The sequence below is a fragment of the Lysobacter tyrosinilyticus genome (assembly GCF_054779815.1).
Genome location: NZ_BAAGXN010000001.1, coordinates 252,938 through 271,529 on the forward strand (window position 1 = coordinate 252,938; position 18,592 = coordinate 271,529).

At 66.8% G+C, this 18,592-nt stretch carries 17 protein-coding genes; 7 read left to right on the plus strand and 10 right to left on the minus strand.

The features are described from left to right. Positions 1-118: 118 nt before the first annotated feature. Positions 119-595, plus strand: a complete 477-nt coding sequence (locus ACYVGK_RS01125; protein WP_460731387.1) for an Lrp/AsnC family transcriptional regulator — start codon at positions 119-121, stop codon at positions 593-595. A gap of 70 nt (positions 596-665) precedes the next feature. On the opposite strand, the gene ACYVGK_RS01130 is transcribed toward ACYVGK_RS01125, so the two are convergent. From ACYVGK_RS01130 to ACYVGK_RS01155, 6 genes are all read right to left on the minus strand, one after another. Continuing rightward, a complete protein-coding gene (locus tag ACYVGK_RS01130) occupies positions 666-1,223 on the minus strand; it encodes an outer membrane beta-barrel protein (RefSeq protein WP_460731388.1) in 558 nt (185 codons plus the stop codon). An 85-nt stretch (positions 1,224-1,308) separates the two neighbouring features. Then, on the minus strand, positions 1,309-1,833 hold the full coding sequence (locus ACYVGK_RS01135; protein WP_460731389.1) for a porin family protein: 525 nt from the start codon (positions 1,831-1,833) through the stop codon (positions 1,309-1,311). 68 nt (positions 1,834-1,901) lie between these two features. Continuing rightward, entirely contained in the window at positions 1,902-2,795 is an 894-nt protein-coding gene (locus tag ACYVGK_RS01140; RefSeq protein WP_460731390.1) for a TSUP family transporter, read from the minus strand. Positions 2,796-2,937: 142 nt separating this feature from the next. Further along, positions 2,938-5,577: a collagenase gene (locus ACYVGK_RS01145; protein ID WP_460731391.1), complete on the minus strand. Its 2,640-nt coding sequence runs from the start codon at positions 5,575-5,577 to the stop codon at positions 2,938-2,940. Positions 5,578-5,725: 148 nt separating this feature from the next. Then, complete coding sequence (locus ACYVGK_RS01150; protein ID WP_460731392.1) at positions 5,726-6,928, minus strand: M24 family metallopeptidase; 1,203 nt, start codon at positions 6,926-6,928, stop codon at positions 5,726-5,728. 109 nt (positions 6,929-7,037) lie between these two features. Beyond that, a complete protein-coding gene (locus ACYVGK_RS01155) occupies positions 7,038-8,288 on the minus strand; it encodes an NAD(P)/FAD-dependent oxidoreductase (protein WP_460731394.1) in 1,251 nt (416 codons plus the stop codon). An 89-nt stretch (positions 8,289-8,377) separates the two neighbouring features. Here ACYVGK_RS01155 and ACYVGK_RS01160 point away from each other — a divergent pair, with 89 nt between their 5' ends. From ACYVGK_RS01160 to ACYVGK_RS01175, 4 genes are all read left to right on the plus strand, one after another. After that, the gene (locus ACYVGK_RS01160; RefSeq protein WP_460731395.1) at positions 8,378-9,295 is read left to right on the plus strand and encodes a dihydrodipicolinate synthase family protein; all 918 of its coding nucleotides are present in this window, start codon (positions 8,378-8,380) and stop codon (positions 9,293-9,295) included. Positions 9,296-9,321: 26 nt separating this feature from the next. Further along, on the plus strand, positions 9,322-10,320 hold the full coding sequence (locus ACYVGK_RS01165) for a 4-hydroxyproline epimerase (protein ID WP_460731396.1): 999 nt from the start codon (positions 9,322-9,324) through the stop codon (positions 10,318-10,320). 376 nt (positions 10,321-10,696) lie between these two features. Then, positions 10,697-12,130 carry an aldehyde dehydrogenase family protein gene (locus ACYVGK_RS01170; RefSeq protein WP_460731397.1) on the plus strand — a complete coding sequence of 478 codons (1,434 nt, stop codon included), beginning with the start codon at positions 10,697-10,699 and terminating at the stop codon, positions 12,128-12,130. Positions 12,131-12,258: 128 nt separating this feature from the next. Beyond that, the gene (locus ACYVGK_RS01175) at positions 12,259-12,957 is read left to right on the plus strand and encodes a GntR family transcriptional regulator (RefSeq protein ID WP_460731398.1); all 699 of its coding nucleotides are present in this window, start codon (positions 12,259-12,261) and stop codon (positions 12,955-12,957) included. 70 nt (positions 12,958-13,027) lie between these two features. Here the strand turns inward: ACYVGK_RS01175 and ACYVGK_RS01180 are convergent, their stop codons facing one another. Continuing rightward, positions 13,028-13,807, minus strand: coding sequence for a rhomboid family intramembrane serine protease (locus tag ACYVGK_RS01180; protein ID WP_460731399.1), 780 nt, complete (start codon positions 13,805-13,807; stop codon positions 13,028-13,030). Positions 13,808-14,057: 250 nt separating this feature from the next. Here ACYVGK_RS01180 and ACYVGK_RS01185 point away from each other — a divergent pair, with 250 nt between their 5' ends. Beyond that, positions 14,058-15,230, plus strand: a complete 1,173-nt coding sequence (locus tag ACYVGK_RS01185; RefSeq protein WP_460731400.1) for a class I SAM-dependent rRNA methyltransferase — start codon at positions 14,058-14,060, stop codon at positions 15,228-15,230. 62 nt (positions 15,231-15,292) lie between these two features. On the opposite strand, the gene ACYVGK_RS01190 is transcribed toward ACYVGK_RS01185, so the two are convergent. The 3 genes from ACYVGK_RS01190 to ACYVGK_RS01200 form a co-directional block, all read right to left on the minus strand. Then, the gene (locus ACYVGK_RS01190) at positions 15,293-15,550 is read right to left on the minus strand and encodes a hypothetical protein (RefSeq protein ID WP_460731401.1); all 258 of its coding nucleotides are present in this window, start codon (positions 15,548-15,550) and stop codon (positions 15,293-15,295) included. A 199-nt stretch (positions 15,551-15,749) separates the two neighbouring features. Next, entirely contained in the window at positions 15,750-16,448 is a 699-nt protein-coding gene (locus tag ACYVGK_RS01195) for a hydrolase (protein ID WP_460731402.1), read from the minus strand. Between the two features lie 33 nt (positions 16,449-16,481). Next, positions 16,482-17,429 (minus strand): DMT family transporter, encoded by a 948-nt coding sequence (locus tag ACYVGK_RS01200; protein WP_460731403.1) that lies wholly within the window; start codon positions 17,427-17,429, stop codon positions 16,482-16,484. 86 nt (positions 17,430-17,515) lie between these two features. On the opposite strand from ACYVGK_RS01200, the gene ACYVGK_RS01205 reads away from it, so the two are divergent. Then, entirely contained in the window at positions 17,516-18,472 is a 957-nt protein-coding gene (locus tag ACYVGK_RS01205) for a LysR family transcriptional regulator (protein ID WP_460731404.1), read from the plus strand. Positions 18,473-18,592 lie beyond the last annotated feature (120 nt).

The following is an 18,592-nucleotide window of genomic DNA, read 5'->3' on the forward strand; positions in this document are numbered from 1 at the left end:
TCCGCTCTACAACGCACTTTAGCGACGTACCCGCGCAACAGGCTTGCGTTGTTGCGCGCATTGGCAGCATTGGCGCATGATTCTTGCGTAAACGACGTTATTCGCGCATGAGCCTGCCATGACCGCCGTCAACCTCGATCGCACCGACCTGCAGCTGCTGGCCGAGCTGCAGCGCAACGGCCGCCAGACCAATGCCGAGCTGGCCGAACGCGTGCACCTGTCGGCCTCGGCCTGCCTGCGCCGGGTGCAGCGGCTAGAGCGTGAAGGGGTGATCCGTGGCTACCGCGCCGAGACCGATCCCGAACGCCTCGGCCTGGGCCTGCAAGCCTTCGTGCGCGTGCAGCTGCGTCATCACGATGCCGACTCGATCGCGGCGTTCGGCGCCTTCGTCAACCAGTGGGACGAGGTCGTCGCCTGCCATGCGCTGACTGGCGACATGGACTACCTGTTGCAGGTCGCGGTGCGCGACCTCGAACACTTCTCGCGCTTCCTGCTCGATCACCTGCTCAATCAGGCCGGCGTGGCCGACGTGAATTCGAGCTTCGTGCTGCGCACGGTGAAGGCATTCGGCGGCTTGCCGCTGCCACGCACTTAGTGCACCCGGCGCGTCGCAAAAGAAAACGGCCACTGACGTGGCCGCTTTCTTTACTGCAGACAGCGGGCGATCAGAAGCGCCATTCGCCGCTGACGGTGACCGTGTCGACGTCGACGTCGACGCCGGAGAAGTCGCCCTGGTAACGGTCGTAATTCACGCCCATGCCCCAGCGCTCGCTGAAGTCGTAACCGAGGCCGACGCCGTAGTACGGCTTGGTCGAACACTCGTGGTCGATGACATCGAAGTCGTTTTCGTCGCGCACCTGGGCGCTCATGCGAGCGATACCGGCACGGCCGGTGATGAAGAAGCCAGTGTTGTTCGCGCCGAAGTTCTTCTTGCCCACCGCGCCCACGCCCAGCACCACCAGGTCGAACTCCTCGTCGTTGCCCAGGTCGGCGTTGTACAGCGTGCCGACACGGCCTTCGACCGCGATGTTCGGGGTGAACCAGTAACCGCCGGAGAACAGCGCCGCGACGTCGTTGTCGCTGTCGTTGTCGCCCGGAAGCGATACATCGACGTTGCTGTCGCCGATTTCGCCGCGGATGAAGCCCTGGCCTTCAGCAGCCATGGCGGAGGTGGACAGGCCGGCGAGAGCCAGCGCGACGGACAGGATCAGGGTCTTCTTCATTGGGTGTCTTCCTTGAGGTGAGTGTTGTTCAGCACAAGGAAACGGCCGCTTGCGGCGGCCGTTCCCGGTACAGCAGGTGCAACGATTAGAAGCGGTATTCGCCGGCGACGCTGATGGTGTCGGCGTCGAGCGACAGACCTTCCAGGTCGGCCTTGTGGAACGTGTAGTTCAGGCTCAGGCCGAACGCCTCGCTGAAGTCGTAGCCGGCGCCAACGCCGTAGTAGGCCTTGGTCGAGGTGTCGTCGACGCTGGTGACGCCGTCGGAGGCTTCGCCCTTCACGCGCTCGACGCCAAGGCGGCCGTCGATGAAGAAGCCGCTGTTGTTGGCGCCGAAGTTCTTCTTGCCCACCACGCCTGCGCCGAAGCTCGACAGCTTGCCGCCGTCCTTGTTGTACAGGTCGCTGTAGGCGCCTTCAACGGCGAAGTTGGCGTTGAAGTAGTAGCCGCCGCCGACCGAGAACGAGGTGTCGTCGTCGCTGCCGCCGCCGTCGACGTCGACGTTGGTCTGGCCGATGGTGCCGCGGACGAAGCCCTGGCCTTCAGCGGCCAGGGCGGAGGTGGACAGGCCGGCCAGAGCCAGCGCGACGGAGAGGATCAGGGTCTTCTTCATTTGCTTTATATCCGTAGGAGTTTTGCCCGATTCGGCGGGAGCGAGGTTGCGGGCCACCGTTACGTTTGTCAATTTCTCGTTAGTTCTCCGTTAATAACGCCTTCACGCTTCGGTACGGAGCCGTTCAGGGCCGCGCGCAGCAGCAGCGTGGCGGCATAGAGCACGACCACGACCACACCCCAACGCAGTGTCGCCAGCGGCAGCGACTTCACCACGTACGCGGCGAGCAGCACCGCCGGAATGCCACCGAGCGCCAAGCCCAGCACCACGCGCAGATCGATGCGTTCGGAACGGACGAAGCGCAGACCGCTGACCGGCATCAGGAACGCGCACGCCCCCATCATCACCGGGAACGCCGCGGTGGGATTGAGCCCGAGCAGGCTCAACAGGATCAGCGACGGCGCATACAGGCCGATGCCGAAGCTCATCAACGCGCCCAGCAGCAAGTGCACCAGCACCGCGATCACCAGCAACGAGCGCGGCAGCGCCAGGGCTTCGCCGCCGGCGGGCAACAGGTCGAGATTCGATAGCGCGTACAGCGCGGCCGCGATCAGCATCGCGATACCGACGACACCTTGCACGACGCGGACCGGCACGCGCACCACCAACGGTGCGCCGAGCGTGGCACCGATCACGGCTGCGCCGATGCAGCCGCCGAGCAGCACGGGATCGACCCGCACCAGGTGGATGAAGATCAGGGCCTGCGCCACCGTGGGCAGCGCGTGCCCGGTATTGAGGGTCGCTGGCAGGAAGCTGTCGGGGACCAGGCGCCGCAGCTTCAGGTAGGCCGTGGTCGGCGCAAACGAACCGATGCCAAGCGTGTCGAAGAAATTGGTGATCGCGCCCAGCGCCACGGCCTCGGCGTGCGGACGTAGTTGGCCGCGTCGCCGGGCGGTGCGCAGCAGCACGATCAGAAACAGCAGCGCCAGACCGCACAGCAACGTCAACAGGATCAGCACCATGGGACCGGACTCCGCAAGCCTGCTCCTCGCGAGGAGCGGCGGGTGAAAAAGCGGGGCGGACGCAGACCGCAGTCCGCCCCGAGCGAGGAAACATCAGGCGTTGGAGACGCGGAATGCGCCGCCTCCAACGCCATCGTTGTCGTCAGTACTGCGTGGACACGCGCACGCCGCTGAAGCCGCTGGCGCCATACAGGCTGATGTAGACGTAGCCGGCCGGCGGATTGCTCACGGTGATCGACTCGCCGTTGCCAGCATTGGTCGAGCGGTAGTTGTGGTAGCTCGTCGTCGCCCAGCTGCCCAACGTGTTCACGTACAGATCGGCATTGCCGCTGCCGCCAGCACTAGTGATCGTCAGCGTGCTGGTGCCGGCGGGCACGTACAGATACATGTAGACGTAATTGCCCTGCGTCGCGGCCAGGTTGCTGCGGCTGCAGTTCTTGCCGAGTGTCCGCACGTCCGCGCCCGTGCATTCGGGCAGGGCGACGGTGACCGACTGGGTGACGCTATGCCGCGCTCCCTTGTCGTCGGTGACGGTCAGCTGCACCGAATAGGTGCCGGGGCTGGCGTAGCTCTTGCTGGGATTGGTCGCCGTCGAGCTGGTGCCGTCGCCGAAATTCCATGCGCGCGAAACGATGCTCCCGTCCGGATCGCTGGAGCTATCGGTGAACGTCGCGGTCAGACCGTTGGTGGCGATACTGAAGCGCGCCGTCGGCGGTTGGTTGGCGGCTCCGCACGAAGCCGGATTGGCGACGCAGGGCAGCCAGGCGCGGAACGCGGCATCGTCACGCCCGGCGATCGAGTTCATGAAGCCCGCATAGCCGGTGTAGTTGCCCGGACGGAAGTAGCCGAGGATCGTGCTGACGTCACTGCGGCGGTTCTCGAACATGTAGCGCACCGCCAGATAGCCCCAGCGATACACCCGGGTGGTGCCGCTGTTGTAGTCGTTCTGGAATACCGTGCTGAGCGCATACGTACCGAGTGCCGCTTCGTTCTGTGCCGCGGTATAGGCGAGGTTGCGGTACGAATACGACATGTACTCGGCGAAGCCTTCCACCCACCACACCGTCTTCTGGGTCATCGCGGCGTTGAAATCGCCGTACATGTCGAAGCGGCCATCCAGGTAATGGATGTACTCGTGGGTCAGGTTCCAGATCTCGAACGTTGGTCGCAGCCACTCGGCCTCGTACGCGATGAACCGGGCCTGGTTGTTGCTGTCGGCCGGGTTGCCTTCGAGGTACATGCCGCCGTTGTTGGTGTCGATCCCGTACAACGCGCCGGCGTACCTGCCGTAGTCGTCGCTGCTGTTGAACACCACCATCTCCAGCGCGGCGTTGGAGTCGTTGGCGACCGGCGTGCGGTTCGAATTGACCTGCTGGTGGAAGTAGGTTTCCTCGCCGGCCACGATCGAACAGGTGTTGGCGAGTTCGGCCGTGGTCATCGACTGCGCGCGAATGCGCAGCGTCGGGCTGCAGGTGTAACTGATCGGCAGAACGCTCGAGTCGACGCGGCCCTTAAAGTCGCACAGGTTGTAGTAGCCGCAGTTCGGCTTGTCGTGGTAGTCGATCATTTCGCCGACGCCCATCCACATCCGCGCGGTCGGACCGGTCACGGCCGAGCGATCCAGCAGCGACTTCGCCCGCACCTGGGTCACGCTCTTCAGCGTGCCGGTGTATTGCAGGAAGCGACTCATCTCGCGTCCCGCATTCGCGACTAGGTAGTCGTCGCTGCCGCCGAGCATGCCGAAATTGTTGTTGGCGAACGCGTACAGCGTTTCGACGATCGAGGTGTCGGACTGGACCAAAGTGCGGAAGTCGGCCTGGTCGTGGCCACGGAACAGCAGCGTGTAGCCGTTGTTCAACGCCGTCTTCATCCAGTAGTAGGCGTTGTGCGCGCTGCTGTAGTTGTTGAGCAGGCGCTTGACCACGTACAGGTAACGCGCGTTCTCGCCGGAGCTGTCGAGCAGGGTCACGTACTCGGCCAGGATCTCGCCATGCACGTCGTTGACCAGGCCGAAGTTCGCATTCGCGGCGAATGCATCGAGCGCGCCGCGGATGGCAGTCTTCAGCGCGGTGCCGTAGGCGCCGACGCTGCTGTCGTAGAACTGCACGTAGTAGCCGGCGCGCAGGAACAGGACCAGCTGCAGGGTACTGTCGGCGTTGGTGCCGCTGTAGGACGTGGCCGAGGTCGTGAGCGCATTCGCGATCGTGACCATCTGCGCTTCACGGAACGTGCCGTAGGCGGTCGAGCCTTTGATGCCGAACAGCGCGTTGATGCACGCGGTATCGGCCGCCTTGACCGCCGAGACCAGCGCGCTGCCGCTAAGGCCGGCGAACTGGCTGGTGTTGCAGGATGCGAACGCCGCCATCGTCTTGGTGCGCTGGGTCAGCGAAGGCCGCTTGAGCGCATTGCCGCGCACATCGGAATGATCGAAGCCACTCTCGACCCTACGGCTCAGCGGCGCCTGCTGCGGCATGCGCTGGCTGGGATCCAACGCGCGCTGCTGCACGTGCGCGCCGAACACCTGCTTCTCGCTGGAGGGCATCTTCGGCGACTGGTCGGTATGCGCCGTTACCGACGCCGAGGTGACGAGCGCCTGCGCGTTCGCTTCCCACACCGAGGATGCACCGGCCAGCATCGGCGCGGGCATTGCGTTGGCCGGCGTAACCGGCGCGGCGGGCACCATCAGCTGGCTGCCTGCGTAAGCAACCAACGCAACCAACAGGCCGCTGGCCCCAAGCACGACCCGCGGGGTCCATTTTCTACAGCTCACTCTGGACGACATCGCACAAACTCCTTATGGCGGTGGGCAGCGATTCTTCGCTGCCGTCTAGAGGCGAATTTCACGCGGCGATGTCGCCAGAAAATGCATCGCTGCCCACGGAAGCGCGGCCCGGCGCTCCCGATGCGTTGACTTGTGATCGAAACGCGGATCAGCCGAATGGCGCGGCGATCGAATGCGCCGGCGCGGTGAACCACTGCGCGCCGCGTTCGGTAACGTGGAAGTGGTCTTCCAGGCGAATGCCGAATTGCCCGGGCACTACCAGCATCGGTTCGTTGCTGAAGCACATGCCCGGTGCGAGCGGCGTGGTGTCGCCGCGCACCAGGTACGCGGGTTCATGGATCGACAGGCCCAGACCATGACCGGTGCGATGCGGCAGACCGGGCAGGTTGTAGTCGGGACCGTAGCCGGCACGCTCGAGCAGACCGCGCGCGGTGGCGTCGATCGCTTCGCAGGCGACGCCAGGACGCACCGCTTCGAACGCCGCCTGCTGTGCATCGCGCTCGAGCTGCCACACGGCCGTCTGCGCCGCGCTCGGCTTGCCGAACACGTAGGTGCGGGTGATGTCGGAGTTGTAGCCGTCGACCTGGCAGCCGGTGTCGATCAACACCACGTCGCCGTCCTGCAGTTGTTGCTCGCCGGGCACGCCGTGCGGATAGCAGGTGGCTTCGCCGAACTGCACCGCGCAGAACGTGCTGCCGCCGTCCGCGCCGAGCGCGCGGTGCGCGGCGTCGATGAAGCGACGCACCTCGCCGGTGGTGATGCCGGGCGCGAGGATCGTGGCGGCGCGGCGCTGCACCTCCAGCGTCATCGCCATCGCCTGGCGGATCAGCGCGAGCTCGCCTTGCGACTTGTACATGCGGCAACCGTCGATCACCGGCGCGGCTTCGCGCAGGACGATCGGCCACAGGGCGCGACGCAGGCCTTCGGCGACGAAGAACGGCGCCTCCGAATCCAGAGCGAGCACGGTCGCGCCTTGCTCGCGCAGCGCATCGGCGACCAGTGCATACGGGTTCTCGTGCTCTTCCCAGGTGCGGATCTCGGCGTCGATACCGAGCCCGGCCTGGACCGTGCCGAGTTCGAAGCGCGGGCACACCATCACCGGCGTGCCGTGCGCACGTAACACCAGCGCGACCAGGCGTTCGCTCGGCGACCACGACAGACCGCTGAAGTAACGCAGGCTGGCGCGACCGGATACCACCAATGCATCGGCGCCGTTGTTGGCTAGCAGATGGCGTGCACGGGCGAGACGCTGTGCACGTTCCTCCATGCCGATCCGCAATGCCGGTTGCGACCAGCGCGTCAGTGCCGCGAGTTCGCTTGCCGCGTTGGAACCGCCGATGCCGTGACTCATGACTGCACTCCGTGGGACTGGGGGTAACCCGGGGTTCTTTCGGTTCGTGGAAATCGCAGCGCGCTGCGGCGCGTTCATCGCTATCGCTACTGAACTCGCTCGCGGCGCCCTACTGGAAACGTTTGAGATCGAACGCCGCGATCGACAGCGGCGGCTCCGCATGCACTGCCAACGCGGCGACGAGCCGCGCGGTGATCGGCGCGAGCGTCAGCCCGAGGTGCTGATGACCGAATGCGTAGCAGAGGTTGGGAATCGCATGACTGCGGCCGATCGCCGGCAGGTAATCGGGTAGGGTCGGGCGCGCGCCCATCCATGCCTGCGGGGCCTCGTGCACGGGCAGGCGTAGCGCGGTCGCGTGCGCCATCAGCGCGTCCCACTTGCGCGGATCCGGCGGCGTCTGCGGACGCGCGAATTCGACGAAGCTGGCCGCACGCAGACCGCTGCGGAAGCGGGTGACGATCAGCGAGCGGTCCTCGAACACCACCGGCGCGAACCGCGCCGGCCAGCCGTGTTGCGCCCATTGCAGGTGATAGCCACGTTCGGCCACCACCGGCGCATTGATACCGAGCGAGGCCATCAGCGGCTTCGCGCCGATGCCGGCGGTGACCAGGACCAGATCGGCGCGAATAGGTTCGCTGCCGTCGTCGCGCACTGCGACGGCGCGGCCGGCTTCGACCGCGAGTGCACGCACATGGCCATGCACGTACTCGCCGCCAGCAGCGCTGAACGCCTCGCGCAACGCCTGCAGCACCAAGGCCGGATCGGCGACCTGGCCGGTACCGTCGAAGCGAATGCCGCCGACCGGACGAGCGCGCAGCAAGGTCGCGAATTCGTCGAGTTCCGCGGCCTCGAGATCGCGCACCCGCGCGCTGCCGATGTCCGCGCGCATCCAGGCATCGCGCTTGTGTTGCGCGCTCTGCGCCGATTCCCACAACACGGTGTGGCCATCGACCTGGAGCAGATCGCGGCGGCCGAGCACGTCGACCAGTTCACGCCAGGCCGGAAGGGCCGCCTGCAGCAGTCCGCTCAGCGCGATGCGGCCGGCATCGAAGCGCGCCGGGGTCGAGGCACGGGCGAAACGCAGCAACCACGGCGTCAGTGCGACCGGATTGCGCACATCGAGCGCACCGCCGCGCGCGAACAGCCGCCTCGGCGCGGAGCGGATCGTCGCCCACGAGGCCAGCGGTTCGACCTGTTCCACCGCGATATGCCCGGCATTGCCGTACGAGGCCGCAGCCGGCTGGGCCTGCGCCTCCACCAGGACGGTGCGCAGACCCAGCCGCTGCAGTTGCAGTGCGCAGGCGAGACCGACGATCCCGCCGCCGATCACCAAGGCCGTTTCGTTCTGCCCGACGCCCACTCCGGTCCCTCCGCGGCCGACCGCCGCTTGTCGCAGATGATGGTATATCGTATACCATATTCGAAACAGTCAACCCCGGAGCAACCCGCATGGCCCCCACCTGCACCTGGCAGGGCGTGATCCCCGCCGCCACCACGCAGTTCACCGCCGACCTCTCGGTCGACCTCGACGCCACCCAGCAGGTACACCGCGCCCTGATCCGCGACGGCGTGCATGCGCTGATCGTTTGCGGGACCTGCGGCGAGAACAATTCGCTGGAAGCCGACGAGAAGCTGGCGGTGGTGATGGCCGCGGTCGAAGCCGCCGAAGGCAAGGTGCCGGTGATCGCCGGCTGCTCCGAACTCACCACCGAGCGCGCGATCCGCTTCGCCCGCGAGGCCGAACAGGCCGGCGTGACCGGGCTGATGCTGCTGCCGGCGATGGTGTACGTACCGGCCGAGGCCGAACTGCAGGCGCATTTCCGCGCGGTCGCGCAGGCCACGGCGCTGCCGATCATGCTCTACAACAATCCGCCGGCTTATCGCGTCAGCGTCAGCGTCAACACGCTCAAGGCGCTGAGCGATGTGCCGAACATCGTCGCGGTCAAGGAAAGCGCGCCCGATCCGCGCCGCTTCACCGATCTCTACAACGCGCTGGGCGAACGCTACGCGCTGTTCGCCGGCCTCGACGACGTCGCGCTGGAAGGCCTGATGCTGGGCGCGCAGGGTTGGGTCTCGGGACTGACTTCGGCGTTCCCGCAGGAATCGTTGGCGCTGTGGAATGCGTTCCAGGACGGCGACCTCGAAACCGCGCGCGCGATCTACCGCTGGTTTATGCCGCTGTTGCACCTGGACGCCGAACACGACCTGGTCCAGTCGATCAAGCTCGCCGAGCAGATCATGGGCCGCGGCAGCGAACGCGTGCGCATGCCGCGCATGCCGCTGACCGGCGCGCGCCGAGAGGAAGTGATCAGAATGGTGGAAAAGGCCGCAGCCACGCGCCCGACGCTCACCGCGCGCGCCGCCTGAGCCGGTCGACAGCACGGAGCATGCGCATGCGCCACACCTTCTTCTGCATCGACGGCCACACCGCGGGCAATCCGGTTCGGCTGGTGAGCGGCGGCGCGCCGCTGCTGCAGGGCGCGTCGATGAGCGAGCGTCGCCAGGATTTCCTGGCGCGCTACGACTGGATCCGCACCGGCTTGATGTTCGAGCCGCGCGGCCACGACATGATGTCGGGCGGTTTCCTGTATCCGCCGACGCGTGAGGACACCGACATCGGCGTGCTCTTCATCGAGACCAGCGGCTGCCTGCCGATGTGCGGGCACGGCACGATCGGGATCATGACCTTCGGTCTGGAAAACAGCCTGATCAAGCCGCGTACGCCGGGACGGTTGAAAGTCGAAGTGCCGGCCGGGGTGATCGAGGTCGAATACGCGCAGGAAGGCAACCGGGTCACCGCGGTGAAGCTACGCAACGTGCCGAGCTACCTCGCCGCGGAAGGCATCCGCATCGAGGTGCCCGGCTTCGGTCCGCTCAATGTGGATGTTGCCTATGGCGGCAACTACTACGCGATCGTCGAACCGCAGGGCGCGTACACCGCGCTCGACGACCTCGGTGCGGCACGCATCATCGAATTGAGCCAACAGGTGCGTCGCCTGGTGCGCGAACAGTTTGAACCAGTGCATCCGCTCGACCCGACCATCCGCGGGGTCAGCCATGTGTTGTGGGCGGATAAGCCGAGGGGCGACGGCGCCGATGGCCGCAACGCGGTCTTCTACGGCGAGCGCGCGATCGATCGCAGTCCGTGCGGCACCGGTACCTCCGCGCGCATGGCGCACTTGGCCGCGAAGGGCCGCCTGAAAGTCGGCGACCGCTTCGTGCACGAGAGCTACATCGGCAGCCGCTTCATCGGTCGGGTCGAAGCCGCAACCACGTTGGGCGACTTCAACGCGATCGTGCCGTCGATCGAGGGCAGTGCGATTGCCACCGGTTTCAACCAGATCTGGATCGATGAAGCCGATGTGTTCCATCGCGGCTTCGTGGTGACGTGAGACGAAGAAGCCAGGCAGCGATCCATCGCTGCTGATTTGCTCCTCCCCTTTGCGCGCAGCGCAAGGGGGAGGCCGGGAGGGGGTGCTTTTGTTGTTGCTGTTGCTATGGATCAAAAGCAAGAGCAACTCGCGCTACGCGCTCGACCCCTCCCCAACCCTCCCCTTCGCCTACGGCGAAAGGGAGGGGGCAGTGCTCCTCCCCTTTGCGCATAGCGCAAGGGGGAGGTTGGGAGGGGGGCTTTTGATGTTGCTGTTGTTCTTGTCGGTGAAATGCAAAGCCAAAAACAAACTCGCACTACGCGCTTGACCCTCCCCAACCCGCCCCTTCGCTGCGCGAAAAGGGAGGGAGAAATTCGCTGACTCTCAAGGTGCCGTAATGACCGAACTCCTAACTCTCTCCCACCACATCGCTGGCCAGCTCGTCGCCGGCCCCGCCGCACTCGAACAACGCAACCCGCACGCCCCCGACGATCTGGTGGTGCAATTGCCCGAAGCCGGCGCCGTGCTGGTCGCGCAGGCCACCCAAGCCGCGCGCGATGCATTGGCACCCTTCGACGCGGCTGGCATCGAAGCGCGTTCCGACGCGCTGGCGCGGATCGGCCGCGCGATCGTCGCCGCAGTCGACGACTTCGCCCTGCTGATCGCACGCGAAACCGGCAAGACCCTGCGCGATGCGCGCGGCGAGACCATGCGCGCGGCGCGGATCTTCGACTTCTTTGCCGGCGAGGCGCTGCGCAATGCCGGCGAACGCTTCGATTCCACCCGCGTCGGCGCGATGGTCGAAGTCATGCACGCGCCGGTTGGCGTGGTCGGATTGATCACGCCGTGGAACTTCCCGATCGCGATCCCGGCCTGGAAGATCGCGCCCGCGCTCGCGTTCGGCAACACCGTGGTGTGGAAACCGTCGGAAGTGTCGTCCGCGATCGCGGCCAAACTGATGGGCATCATCGCCGACGCCGGCTTGCCGGCCGGCGCGGTCAACATGGTGCTCGGCGCCGGAGTCACCGGCGCGGCGCTAGCTGCGCAGCCGGGCATCGACGCAGTTTCATTCACCGGTTCGGAAGGCACCGGCGCGCGCGTGCGCGAAGCCGTCACCGCGCGCGGCGCGCGGTTGCAGCTGGAAATGGGTGGCGTGAACGGCCTGATCGTGCTCGCCGACGCCGATCTCGACATCGCGGTGGAATGCACCGCCAACGGCGCGTTCTTCGCCGCCGGCCAGCGCTGCACCGCGACCTCGCGGATCATCGTCGAGCACGCGATCGCCGACCGCTTCGTCGAAGCGCTGCAGGCGCGCGTGGGCCGGCTCGCGATCGGCGATCCGCGCAGCGCGAGCACCGACATCGGTCCGCTCGCCTCGCCGCGACAAAAACAACGCGTCGCGCAGCAGGTTGCCGCAGTGCGCGCCAGCGGGCTAAACAGCAGCTTCGGCGCCGAGCCGGCGCTGGATGACTGCTACTTCGCACCGACCCTGTTCGATCACGCCGGCCGCGACAGCGTGCTGGCGCAGGAAGAAATCTTCGGTCCGGTCGCGGGCTTGTTCCGTGTCGACGGCTTCGACGCCGCGCTCGCGCTGCTCAACGATTCGCGCTATGGCCTGTCCGCGGGGCTGTGCACGCGCTCGCTAAAGTACGCCGAAGCGTTCAAGCGCCACGCCCGTGCCGGCATGCTGATGGTCAACCTGCCCACCGCGGGCGTCGATCACCATGCGCCGTTCGGTGGTGTCGGCGCATCGAGCTACGGACCGCGTGAACAGGGCCGCGCCGCGCGCGCGTTTTACACCACGCTGCGCACGACTTATCAGCTGGCGTAGGGCGGGTCTCGACCCGCCTTCGCTTCGTCGTGGCTGATGTCGCCGTAGGCCGACTTTTCGAACCGCATCTGAGTCAAAGTGAGTGGTTTCGTCGCATGGCGGGTCAAGACCCGCCCTACACTAGCGCCATGAGCATCGTTACCCGGACCCTCGCCGACCAGGCCTTCGAAGTGATCCGCGAACGGATCCTGTCCGCGCGGATTCCGCCGCTGGCGCCGATCCGCCAGGACGCGCTCGCCGAGGAGCTGGGGATCAGCAAGATCCCGCTGCGCGAGGCGCTGGCGCGGCTGGAACAGCACGGGCTGCTGCGTTCGTACGCCAACCGCGGCTTCTTCGTGCCGGCGCTGACCACGACCGAAGCCGAGGAAGTGTTCGCGCTGCGTCTGAAGATCGAGCCCGAAGCCGCCGGGCGCGCCAGCCTCGATGCCGACGAGGCCGAGCGCGATGCCGCCAAGGCCGCGCTGGATGCACTCGACGCGATGCTCGCAACCGATCCGCGCGGCGCGGTGCTGCTCAATCGTGCGTTCCATCTGGCGCTGGTCCGTCCGGGTGGCCGCGAAGTCACCACCCAGCTGGTCGAGCGCCTGCACGTGCTCGCCGAACGCTATGTGCACAAGCACCTGGAACCGGCCGGTCGCAACACCCGCGCCCAGCACGAACACCGCGAGTTGCTGGAGGCCTGGCTGGCGCGCGATGTCGAGCGTGTCACCACGTTGCTGGAGCAACACATCGCCACCACGCTCGACGACCTGCGCGCGCAGTTGCGCGATGCGCCGTCGGCGGAACCGGCGATCGTCCGGCGTCCGCGCCAGTCCATGCGTGGCTGAGCGCAAGCGCGCGACGTCACCGCGAAACCATCGAGCCTTGTAGAGCGGAGCTTGCTCCGCTGCCTTGCCGCTATTCGCGCCGCGGCGGAAACCGCAACACCACGCCACGCGTCTCCTCGTGCTCCGGCCGGTGCCACAGCACCGGCACATCGTGGGCCGCGGCGCGTTCGAGCTCGTCGCGCTCGCGCTGCGCGGCTTCGGCTTCGAGTTCTTCCTCGATTTCCCAGCTGTACTTGCGGCGTGGCGGCAGCGGATCGCTGCGCCGGAACAACCAGGCCGCGACCAGGCCCGCGACCGCGCCACCCAGATGCGCTTGCCAGGACACGCCCGCTTCATGCGGCAGTACGGTCAGCAGCATCCCGCCGTACAGGAAGAACGCGATCATCGCCGCCGCCACCGACGGCCGGTCGCGGCGCAGCAGGCCGAGGGCGAAGACCAGGAACATCAGCCCGTGGGTCAGTCCGCTCGCACCGAGGTGGTAGGAGCCGGCGTCGCCCAGTAGCCACGCGCCCAGCCCGGATCCGAGCCAGAGCAGCGGCAGCGCCCGCAGCGTGGCGCGCGGATAGACCGTGCCGGCCAGCGACCCCAGGAGCAATAGCGAGATGGCGTTGGCCGCGAAGTGCTCGATCGAGCCGTGCAGCAGCGGCGCGGTCAGCACCCCGAGCAGGCCGGTCCAGGCGTGCGGCTGCACGGTCCAGGGCGCGAGATCGAACGCAGGCTGGGCGAGGAAGACCACGCCCAGCAGCAGCACGAAGGCGAAGCTCAGGTTGAAGGCGCGCAACAGCCGGCGCCGGTCGTGCGCGCGCTGGGCTGGGGTATCGGCGGGGAGTTCGGGGCTGGGCAGGTGCATGCGAATGCAGTGGCGGCGGGCGGGGGGCGATGCAAGGGCGGCGGGGCGGGACATTGAATCCCGGGGCCCGGAGCCCACCGATTGCGCTCTTACCCTAGCCCCGCCTGCGGGGAGAGGGACCGCGTTTGCGCAGCAAACGCAGGGTGAGGGGTCGTGGGGCCGCCGCGAAAAGCGCCCCTCATCCGCCCTCCGGGCACCTTCTCCCCGCAAAGCGGGGAGAAGGGGGACATCAGCCGCGTAAAATGCCGCAATGAATACCGATACATACCCGATCGTCCGCCTAAAGAACGCCTGGAACTCCACCCACCCCTGGATCTTCCAGCGCCTCGTCGAAAAGCCCGCCACCCGCCCCAAATCCGGCCAGATCGTCGATGTGGTCGGCGTCGACGGGGTCTGGATCGGCCGCGGCTTCTACAACGGCCATTCGCGCATCGCCCTGCGCGTCCTCGAACGCGACCCCGACGTCGATGTCGACGCCGCCTGGTTCGCCCGCAAGATCGCCGAAGCCGTCTCGCTGCGCCGCGACATCCTCAAGCTCGATGCGATCAGCAATGCCTGGCGCGTCGTGCACAGCGAAGGCGACGGCATCAGCGGCCTGGTCGTCGATCGTTACGACGATCTACTGGTAGTCGAGTTCTTCAGCGCCGGCGCGTTCCGCTACCGCGAGTGGATCTACGACGCGCTCAGGCAGCAATTCCCGGGCTGTCGCTTCCACGCTTCCGCCGACGAGCACGTGCAGAAGCAGGAGTCGTTCGACTTCCGCGGCTCCGAACCGGCGCAGCCGGCGGTGATCACCGAATACGGCGTGAAATTCCGCGCCGACCCTGCGGGTGCGCACAAGACCGGCTTCTTCGCCGACCAGCGCGAGAACCGCGAATGGCTGAGCCAGCAGGTCGAAGGCAAGCGCGTGCTCGACCTGTGCTGCAACACCGGCGGCTTCGCCGTGTATTCGGCGGTGCGTGGCGCCAGCGAGGTGACCGGCGTCGACATCGATGAGGCGGTGATCGAGATCGCCAAGGGCAACGCGAAGTTGAACAACGTGCGCCCGCGTTTCATCCAGGCCGACATCTTCCCGTGGCTGCGCGATGCCGGCCAGCGCGGCGACCTGTACGACGTGGTGATCCTCGATCCGGCCAAGATGACCCGCGACCGCGAGCAGGTGATCGCCGCGCTGAAGAAGTACCTCGACATGAACAAGCTCGCGCTGAGCGTGGTCAAGCCGGGTGGTTTGTTCGCGACGTTCTCGTGCACCGGCCTGGTCAGCGAGGACCAGTTCCTCGACATGCTGCGCCGTGCCGCGTTCTACGCCGGTCGCACCGTGCAGGTGCTGAAGGTCTCCGGCGCCGGCGCCGACCATCCCTTCCTCGCGCAGGTGCAGGAATCGCGTTACCTCAAGGCGGTGTTCTGCCGCGTGCTCGACTGATGCGCTGATCGCATGCGACCGGCGCGTTCCGGTCGCATGCTGTTACTGCCCAGGGCGACGTGTCACGTCAACAACCGCGCCTCGTACTTCTCGCGCACGTAGCGCTGGATATAAGCCGCCAACCCGCGCCCGCCCATCGCCAACGACTTCATCCGGCCGACATGGTGGCGGCCTGGTCGCTGCGGCCCGTAGCGATAGGTGCGGCCATCGGCAAAGCGCACCAGCAGGCCGTCGTCGAGCAGGGCATATGCCGCGATGCCGGACGTGCCGCTGCGATTGCGATACGGCGTCAGCGCCGGCACTTTCTTGGTCGTGGGCATCGCACAAGCATTGCCCAAACGATGTGCGCGGTGAATGAACATACGCACGGCCTGAACGGCTGAAGCCGCTACGCAGCGTCGATTCGGGTGAATCTGAATCGCTCGTGTGTGGAACCGATGAAGATCCGATTTCGTGGACCGATCGGTGAACACGACAACGGCCGGCGTGATGCCGGCCGATGCGCGTCGAGTGCGGCGATCAGCGCTTCGGCGCCACCATCGTCTGGAAGTAGTCGATGCCCTGGCCCCAGGCGCCGCCGTGCTGCTGCGCCAGTTGTTGTACCTGCGCGCCGGTCTCGCTGCGCTTCCAGTCGCCCTGCCATTCCAGCATCACTGCGAGCCAGGTCACCGGCACCGCACCGGCCTGCACCATGCGCTGCACCGCCATGTCGTGCGATTCCTTCGAGACATCGCCGCTGGCGTCGACGACCACATAGACCTCGTAGCCTTCCTTCAGCGCCGACAGGACCGGCAAGGTCACGCAACTGTCGGTCCACAAGCCGCTGACCAGCAGCTTCTTGCGCCCGCTCTTGCGAATCGCCTGACCGAGCACGGTGTCTTCCATCGGGTTGATCACGGTGCGGTCGAACGGCTTCACGTCGGGCCGCGCGCTGGTGAGCTGGCGGAAGAACGGGCCGCCGAACTTGTCCGCGCTGATCGTGGCGTAGAAGGTCGGCACCTCGAACACCTTCGCCGCCTTGGCCAGGCCCTCGGCGTTGTTGATCAGCTTGGACACATCGATCGACTGCACCGAGAACACGAACTGCGGTTGGTAATCGACCATCAGCACCACGCTGTTCTCAGGCGTGAGCGGATCGCGGCGATCGGCCCAGGCGGGATTGATGGCGGCGAAGGCGAGCGCGGTGGCAGCGATGGCGCGGAGGAGGAAGGTCTTCATGACAATGGTTCCTTGGGTAGAAAGCGAGTGGGATCAGCGGATCGGCAACGCCTGCGGCGCGGCCGGAGATGCAGAAGTGGGGGAAGGCACGGCGCGGTTGGTCAGCACGATTCCGCCGAACACCAGCGCCACCGCGGGCCAGAAGCCGGCGCCGAGCGCTTCGCCGAACAGCAGCGCGCTGGCGGCGATACCGGTGAGCGCGATCACGTAGCCGATCTGGCTGTAGGCGGCCGCACCGGCGATGCGCTGCAGGAACGAACCGGACAGCTGCGAGGCGATCGTCACGCCGAACAGCAGCACCAGCAGCGGCCACAGCGGCAGCAACGCCGAGACTTCACCCTGCGGACGGGACAGGAACACCGGCATCAGCAGCGCGGCCTGCGTGACCAGCGTGCCGGCGGAAGCGGCCGGCGCGGCCAGACCCTGCGGCCAACGCCGCGAGCGATACACATTGCCGGCGGCGAGCAGCATCGGCACGCCCAGCGCGACCAGCAGGGCGAGTGCCTGTTCGGCATGCGCGCCGTCGGCCGAGACCGCCGCCTGCGCCCGCGGCACCAGCACCAGCAGCACGCCGAGCAGGCCCAGGCCAATGCCGAGCAGCGTCTGCGCCGCCGGCCGGCGACGGTCGAGTGCGGCATTGATCAACGCGGTGAACATCGGCGACAGCGTCACCACCACGGTGAACACGCCGGCCGGAATGCGTGCCAGCACCCAGTTGCCGAGCAGCGGTCCCGCCGCGATCGCGATCAACGCCGCGCCGAGGAAGTACGCGACGGTGCGGCGGTCGTGCGGGATCGCGTTGCCGCGCAGCTTCAGCGCGCTGGCGAGGATCAGCGCGGCGCCGGCGACCTGCACGAACGACACGGCCGCCTGGCTGGCGCCGGCATTGAGCAGCAGTTTGGCCACGACGAAGCTGGTGCCGACCAGTGCACCGGTGCTGAGCGTGAGCAGAAAGCGTGAAGCAACGGGGGAGAAGTTCATGGCGACGTTCCGGGTGGCGACGCCGTGCAAGTTACGGATTGAAGCCGCGCCGATAATCGGCCTCGCGGTGGTTAGACTGTTTCCTTATGTCAACAATCCCAGCCGCGAAGAACGCCCGCCCCGCCCTCGACCTCGCCGGTCTGCTCGCCTTCGTGCGGGTGGCCGAACTGGGCAGCTTCGTACGCGCGGCCGAAAGCCTGGAGCTGTCGAAGGCTGCGGTGAGCAAGCAGGTCTCCGCACTCGAACGCCGCCTAGGCGCACGCCTGCTGCACCGGACCACGCGCCGCCTGAGCCTCACCGAAGCCGGTCAGGCCTATCTGCGACACGCGCAGGCCGCACTGACCGAGGCGCGCGCCGCCGAAGGTGCCGTCGCCGACACGCAGACCGTGGCGCAGGGGCGTTTGCGCGTGACCGTACCGATGACCTTCGGTCTGATGCACGTCGCGCCCTGGGTCGGCGCGTTCCTGCGCGAATACCCGCAGATCGACCTCGATCTGCAATTCGACGACCGCTCCCGCGACCTGGTGCAGGAGGGCCTCGATCTGGCGATTCGTTTCGGCAGCGAGCTGAGCGCGTCGAGTCTGGTGGCCCGCCGCCTGGGCACCGTGCGCGTGCTGTTGTGTGCGGCGCCGTCGTACCTGGACACGCATGGGCGGCCTACGCATCCGGACCAGCTCAACACCTACGACTGCCTGCACTATTCGCTGCATCCGGCCGGACGCATCTGGCAGCTCAGTCGCGACGACGAGACTGTGCGCGTCGCGCTGAACACGCGCCTGGAAGCCAATTCCAGTCTGGCGTTGCATACGGTGATGCTGGCCGGTGGCGGGATTGCGCGCGTGCCGGAATTCGTGGTCGCCGACGACATCGCCGCCGGCCGCCTGGAAGTGTTGTTGCCGGACTGGAAATTCCCCGACCTCGGCATGCACGTGGTAATGGCCGAACGTCGTTACGTGCCGGCCAAGGTGCGTGCCTTCACCGACTTCCTCGTCGCGCGCTGGGGCCACAAGCCGACGTGGCGACGCCCCGCCGTTGTCTTGTAGAGCGGAGCTTGCTCCGCTGCTTCTGGCAGGAACGGTTGAAGAGCAACAGCAGCGGAGCAAGCTCCGCTCTACAAAGCGTCGCGCCGTAACAGGCATGCTCGACCCGCAGCGCTAGAATCC

What these genes read in the sequence shown, in the direction of transcription:
- ACYVGK_RS01125 (WP_460731387.1), top strand. Translation starts at nt 119, where the DNA reads ATGACCGCCGTCAACCTCGATCGCACCGACCTGCAGCTGCTGGCCGAG.
- ACYVGK_RS01130 (WP_460731388.1), bottom strand. Translation starts at nt 1,223, where the DNA reads ATGAAGAAGACCCTGATCCTGTCCGTCGCGCTGGCTCTCGCCGGCCTG.
- ACYVGK_RS01135 (WP_460731389.1), bottom strand. Translation starts at nt 1,833, where the DNA reads ATGAAGAAGACCCTGATCCTCTCCGTCGCGCTGGCTCTGGCCGGCCTG.
- ACYVGK_RS01140 (WP_460731390.1), bottom strand. Translation starts at nt 2,795, where the DNA reads ATGGTGCTGATCCTGTTGACGTTGCTGTGCGGTCTGGCGCTGCTGTTT.
- ACYVGK_RS01145 (WP_460731391.1), bottom strand. Translation starts at nt 5,577, where the DNA reads ATGTCGTCCAGAGTGAGCTGTAGAAAATGGACCCCGCGGGTCGTGCTT.
- ACYVGK_RS01150 (WP_460731392.1), bottom strand. Translation starts at nt 6,928, where the DNA reads ATGAGTCACGGCATCGGCGGTTCCAACGCGGCAAGCGAACTCGCGGCA.
- ACYVGK_RS01160 (WP_460731395.1), top strand. Translation starts at nt 8,378, where the DNA reads ATGGCCCCCACCTGCACCTGGCAGGGCGTGATCCCCGCCGCCACCACG.
- ACYVGK_RS01165 (WP_460731396.1), top strand. Translation starts at nt 9,322, where the DNA reads ATGCGCCACACCTTCTTCTGCATCGACGGCCACACCGCGGGCAATCCG.
- ACYVGK_RS01170 (WP_460731397.1), top strand. Translation starts at nt 10,697, where the DNA reads ATGACCGAACTCCTAACTCTCTCCCACCACATCGCTGGCCAGCTCGTC.
- ACYVGK_RS01175 (WP_460731398.1), top strand. Translation starts at nt 12,259, where the DNA reads ATGAGCATCGTTACCCGGACCCTCGCCGACCAGGCCTTCGAAGTGATC.
- ACYVGK_RS01180 (WP_460731399.1), bottom strand. Translation starts at nt 13,807, where the DNA reads ATGCACCTGCCCAGCCCCGAACTCCCCGCCGATACCCCAGCCCAGCGC.
- ACYVGK_RS01185 (WP_460731400.1), top strand. Translation starts at nt 14,058, where the DNA reads ATGAATACCGATACATACCCGATCGTCCGCCTAAAGAACGCCTGGAAC.
- ACYVGK_RS01190 (WP_460731401.1), bottom strand. Translation starts at nt 15,550, where the DNA reads ATGCCCACGACCAAGAAAGTGCCGGCGCTGACGCCGTATCGCAATCGC.
- ACYVGK_RS01195 (WP_460731402.1), bottom strand. Translation starts at nt 16,448, where the DNA reads ATGAAGACCTTCCTCCTCCGCGCCATCGCTGCCACCGCGCTCGCCTTC.
- ACYVGK_RS01200 (WP_460731403.1), bottom strand. Translation starts at nt 17,429, where the DNA reads ATGAACTTCTCCCCCGTTGCTTCACGCTTTCTGCTCACGCTCAGCACC.
- ACYVGK_RS01205 (WP_460731404.1), top strand. Translation starts at nt 17,516, where the DNA reads ATGTCAACAATCCCAGCCGCGAAGAACGCCCGCCCCGCCCTCGACCTC.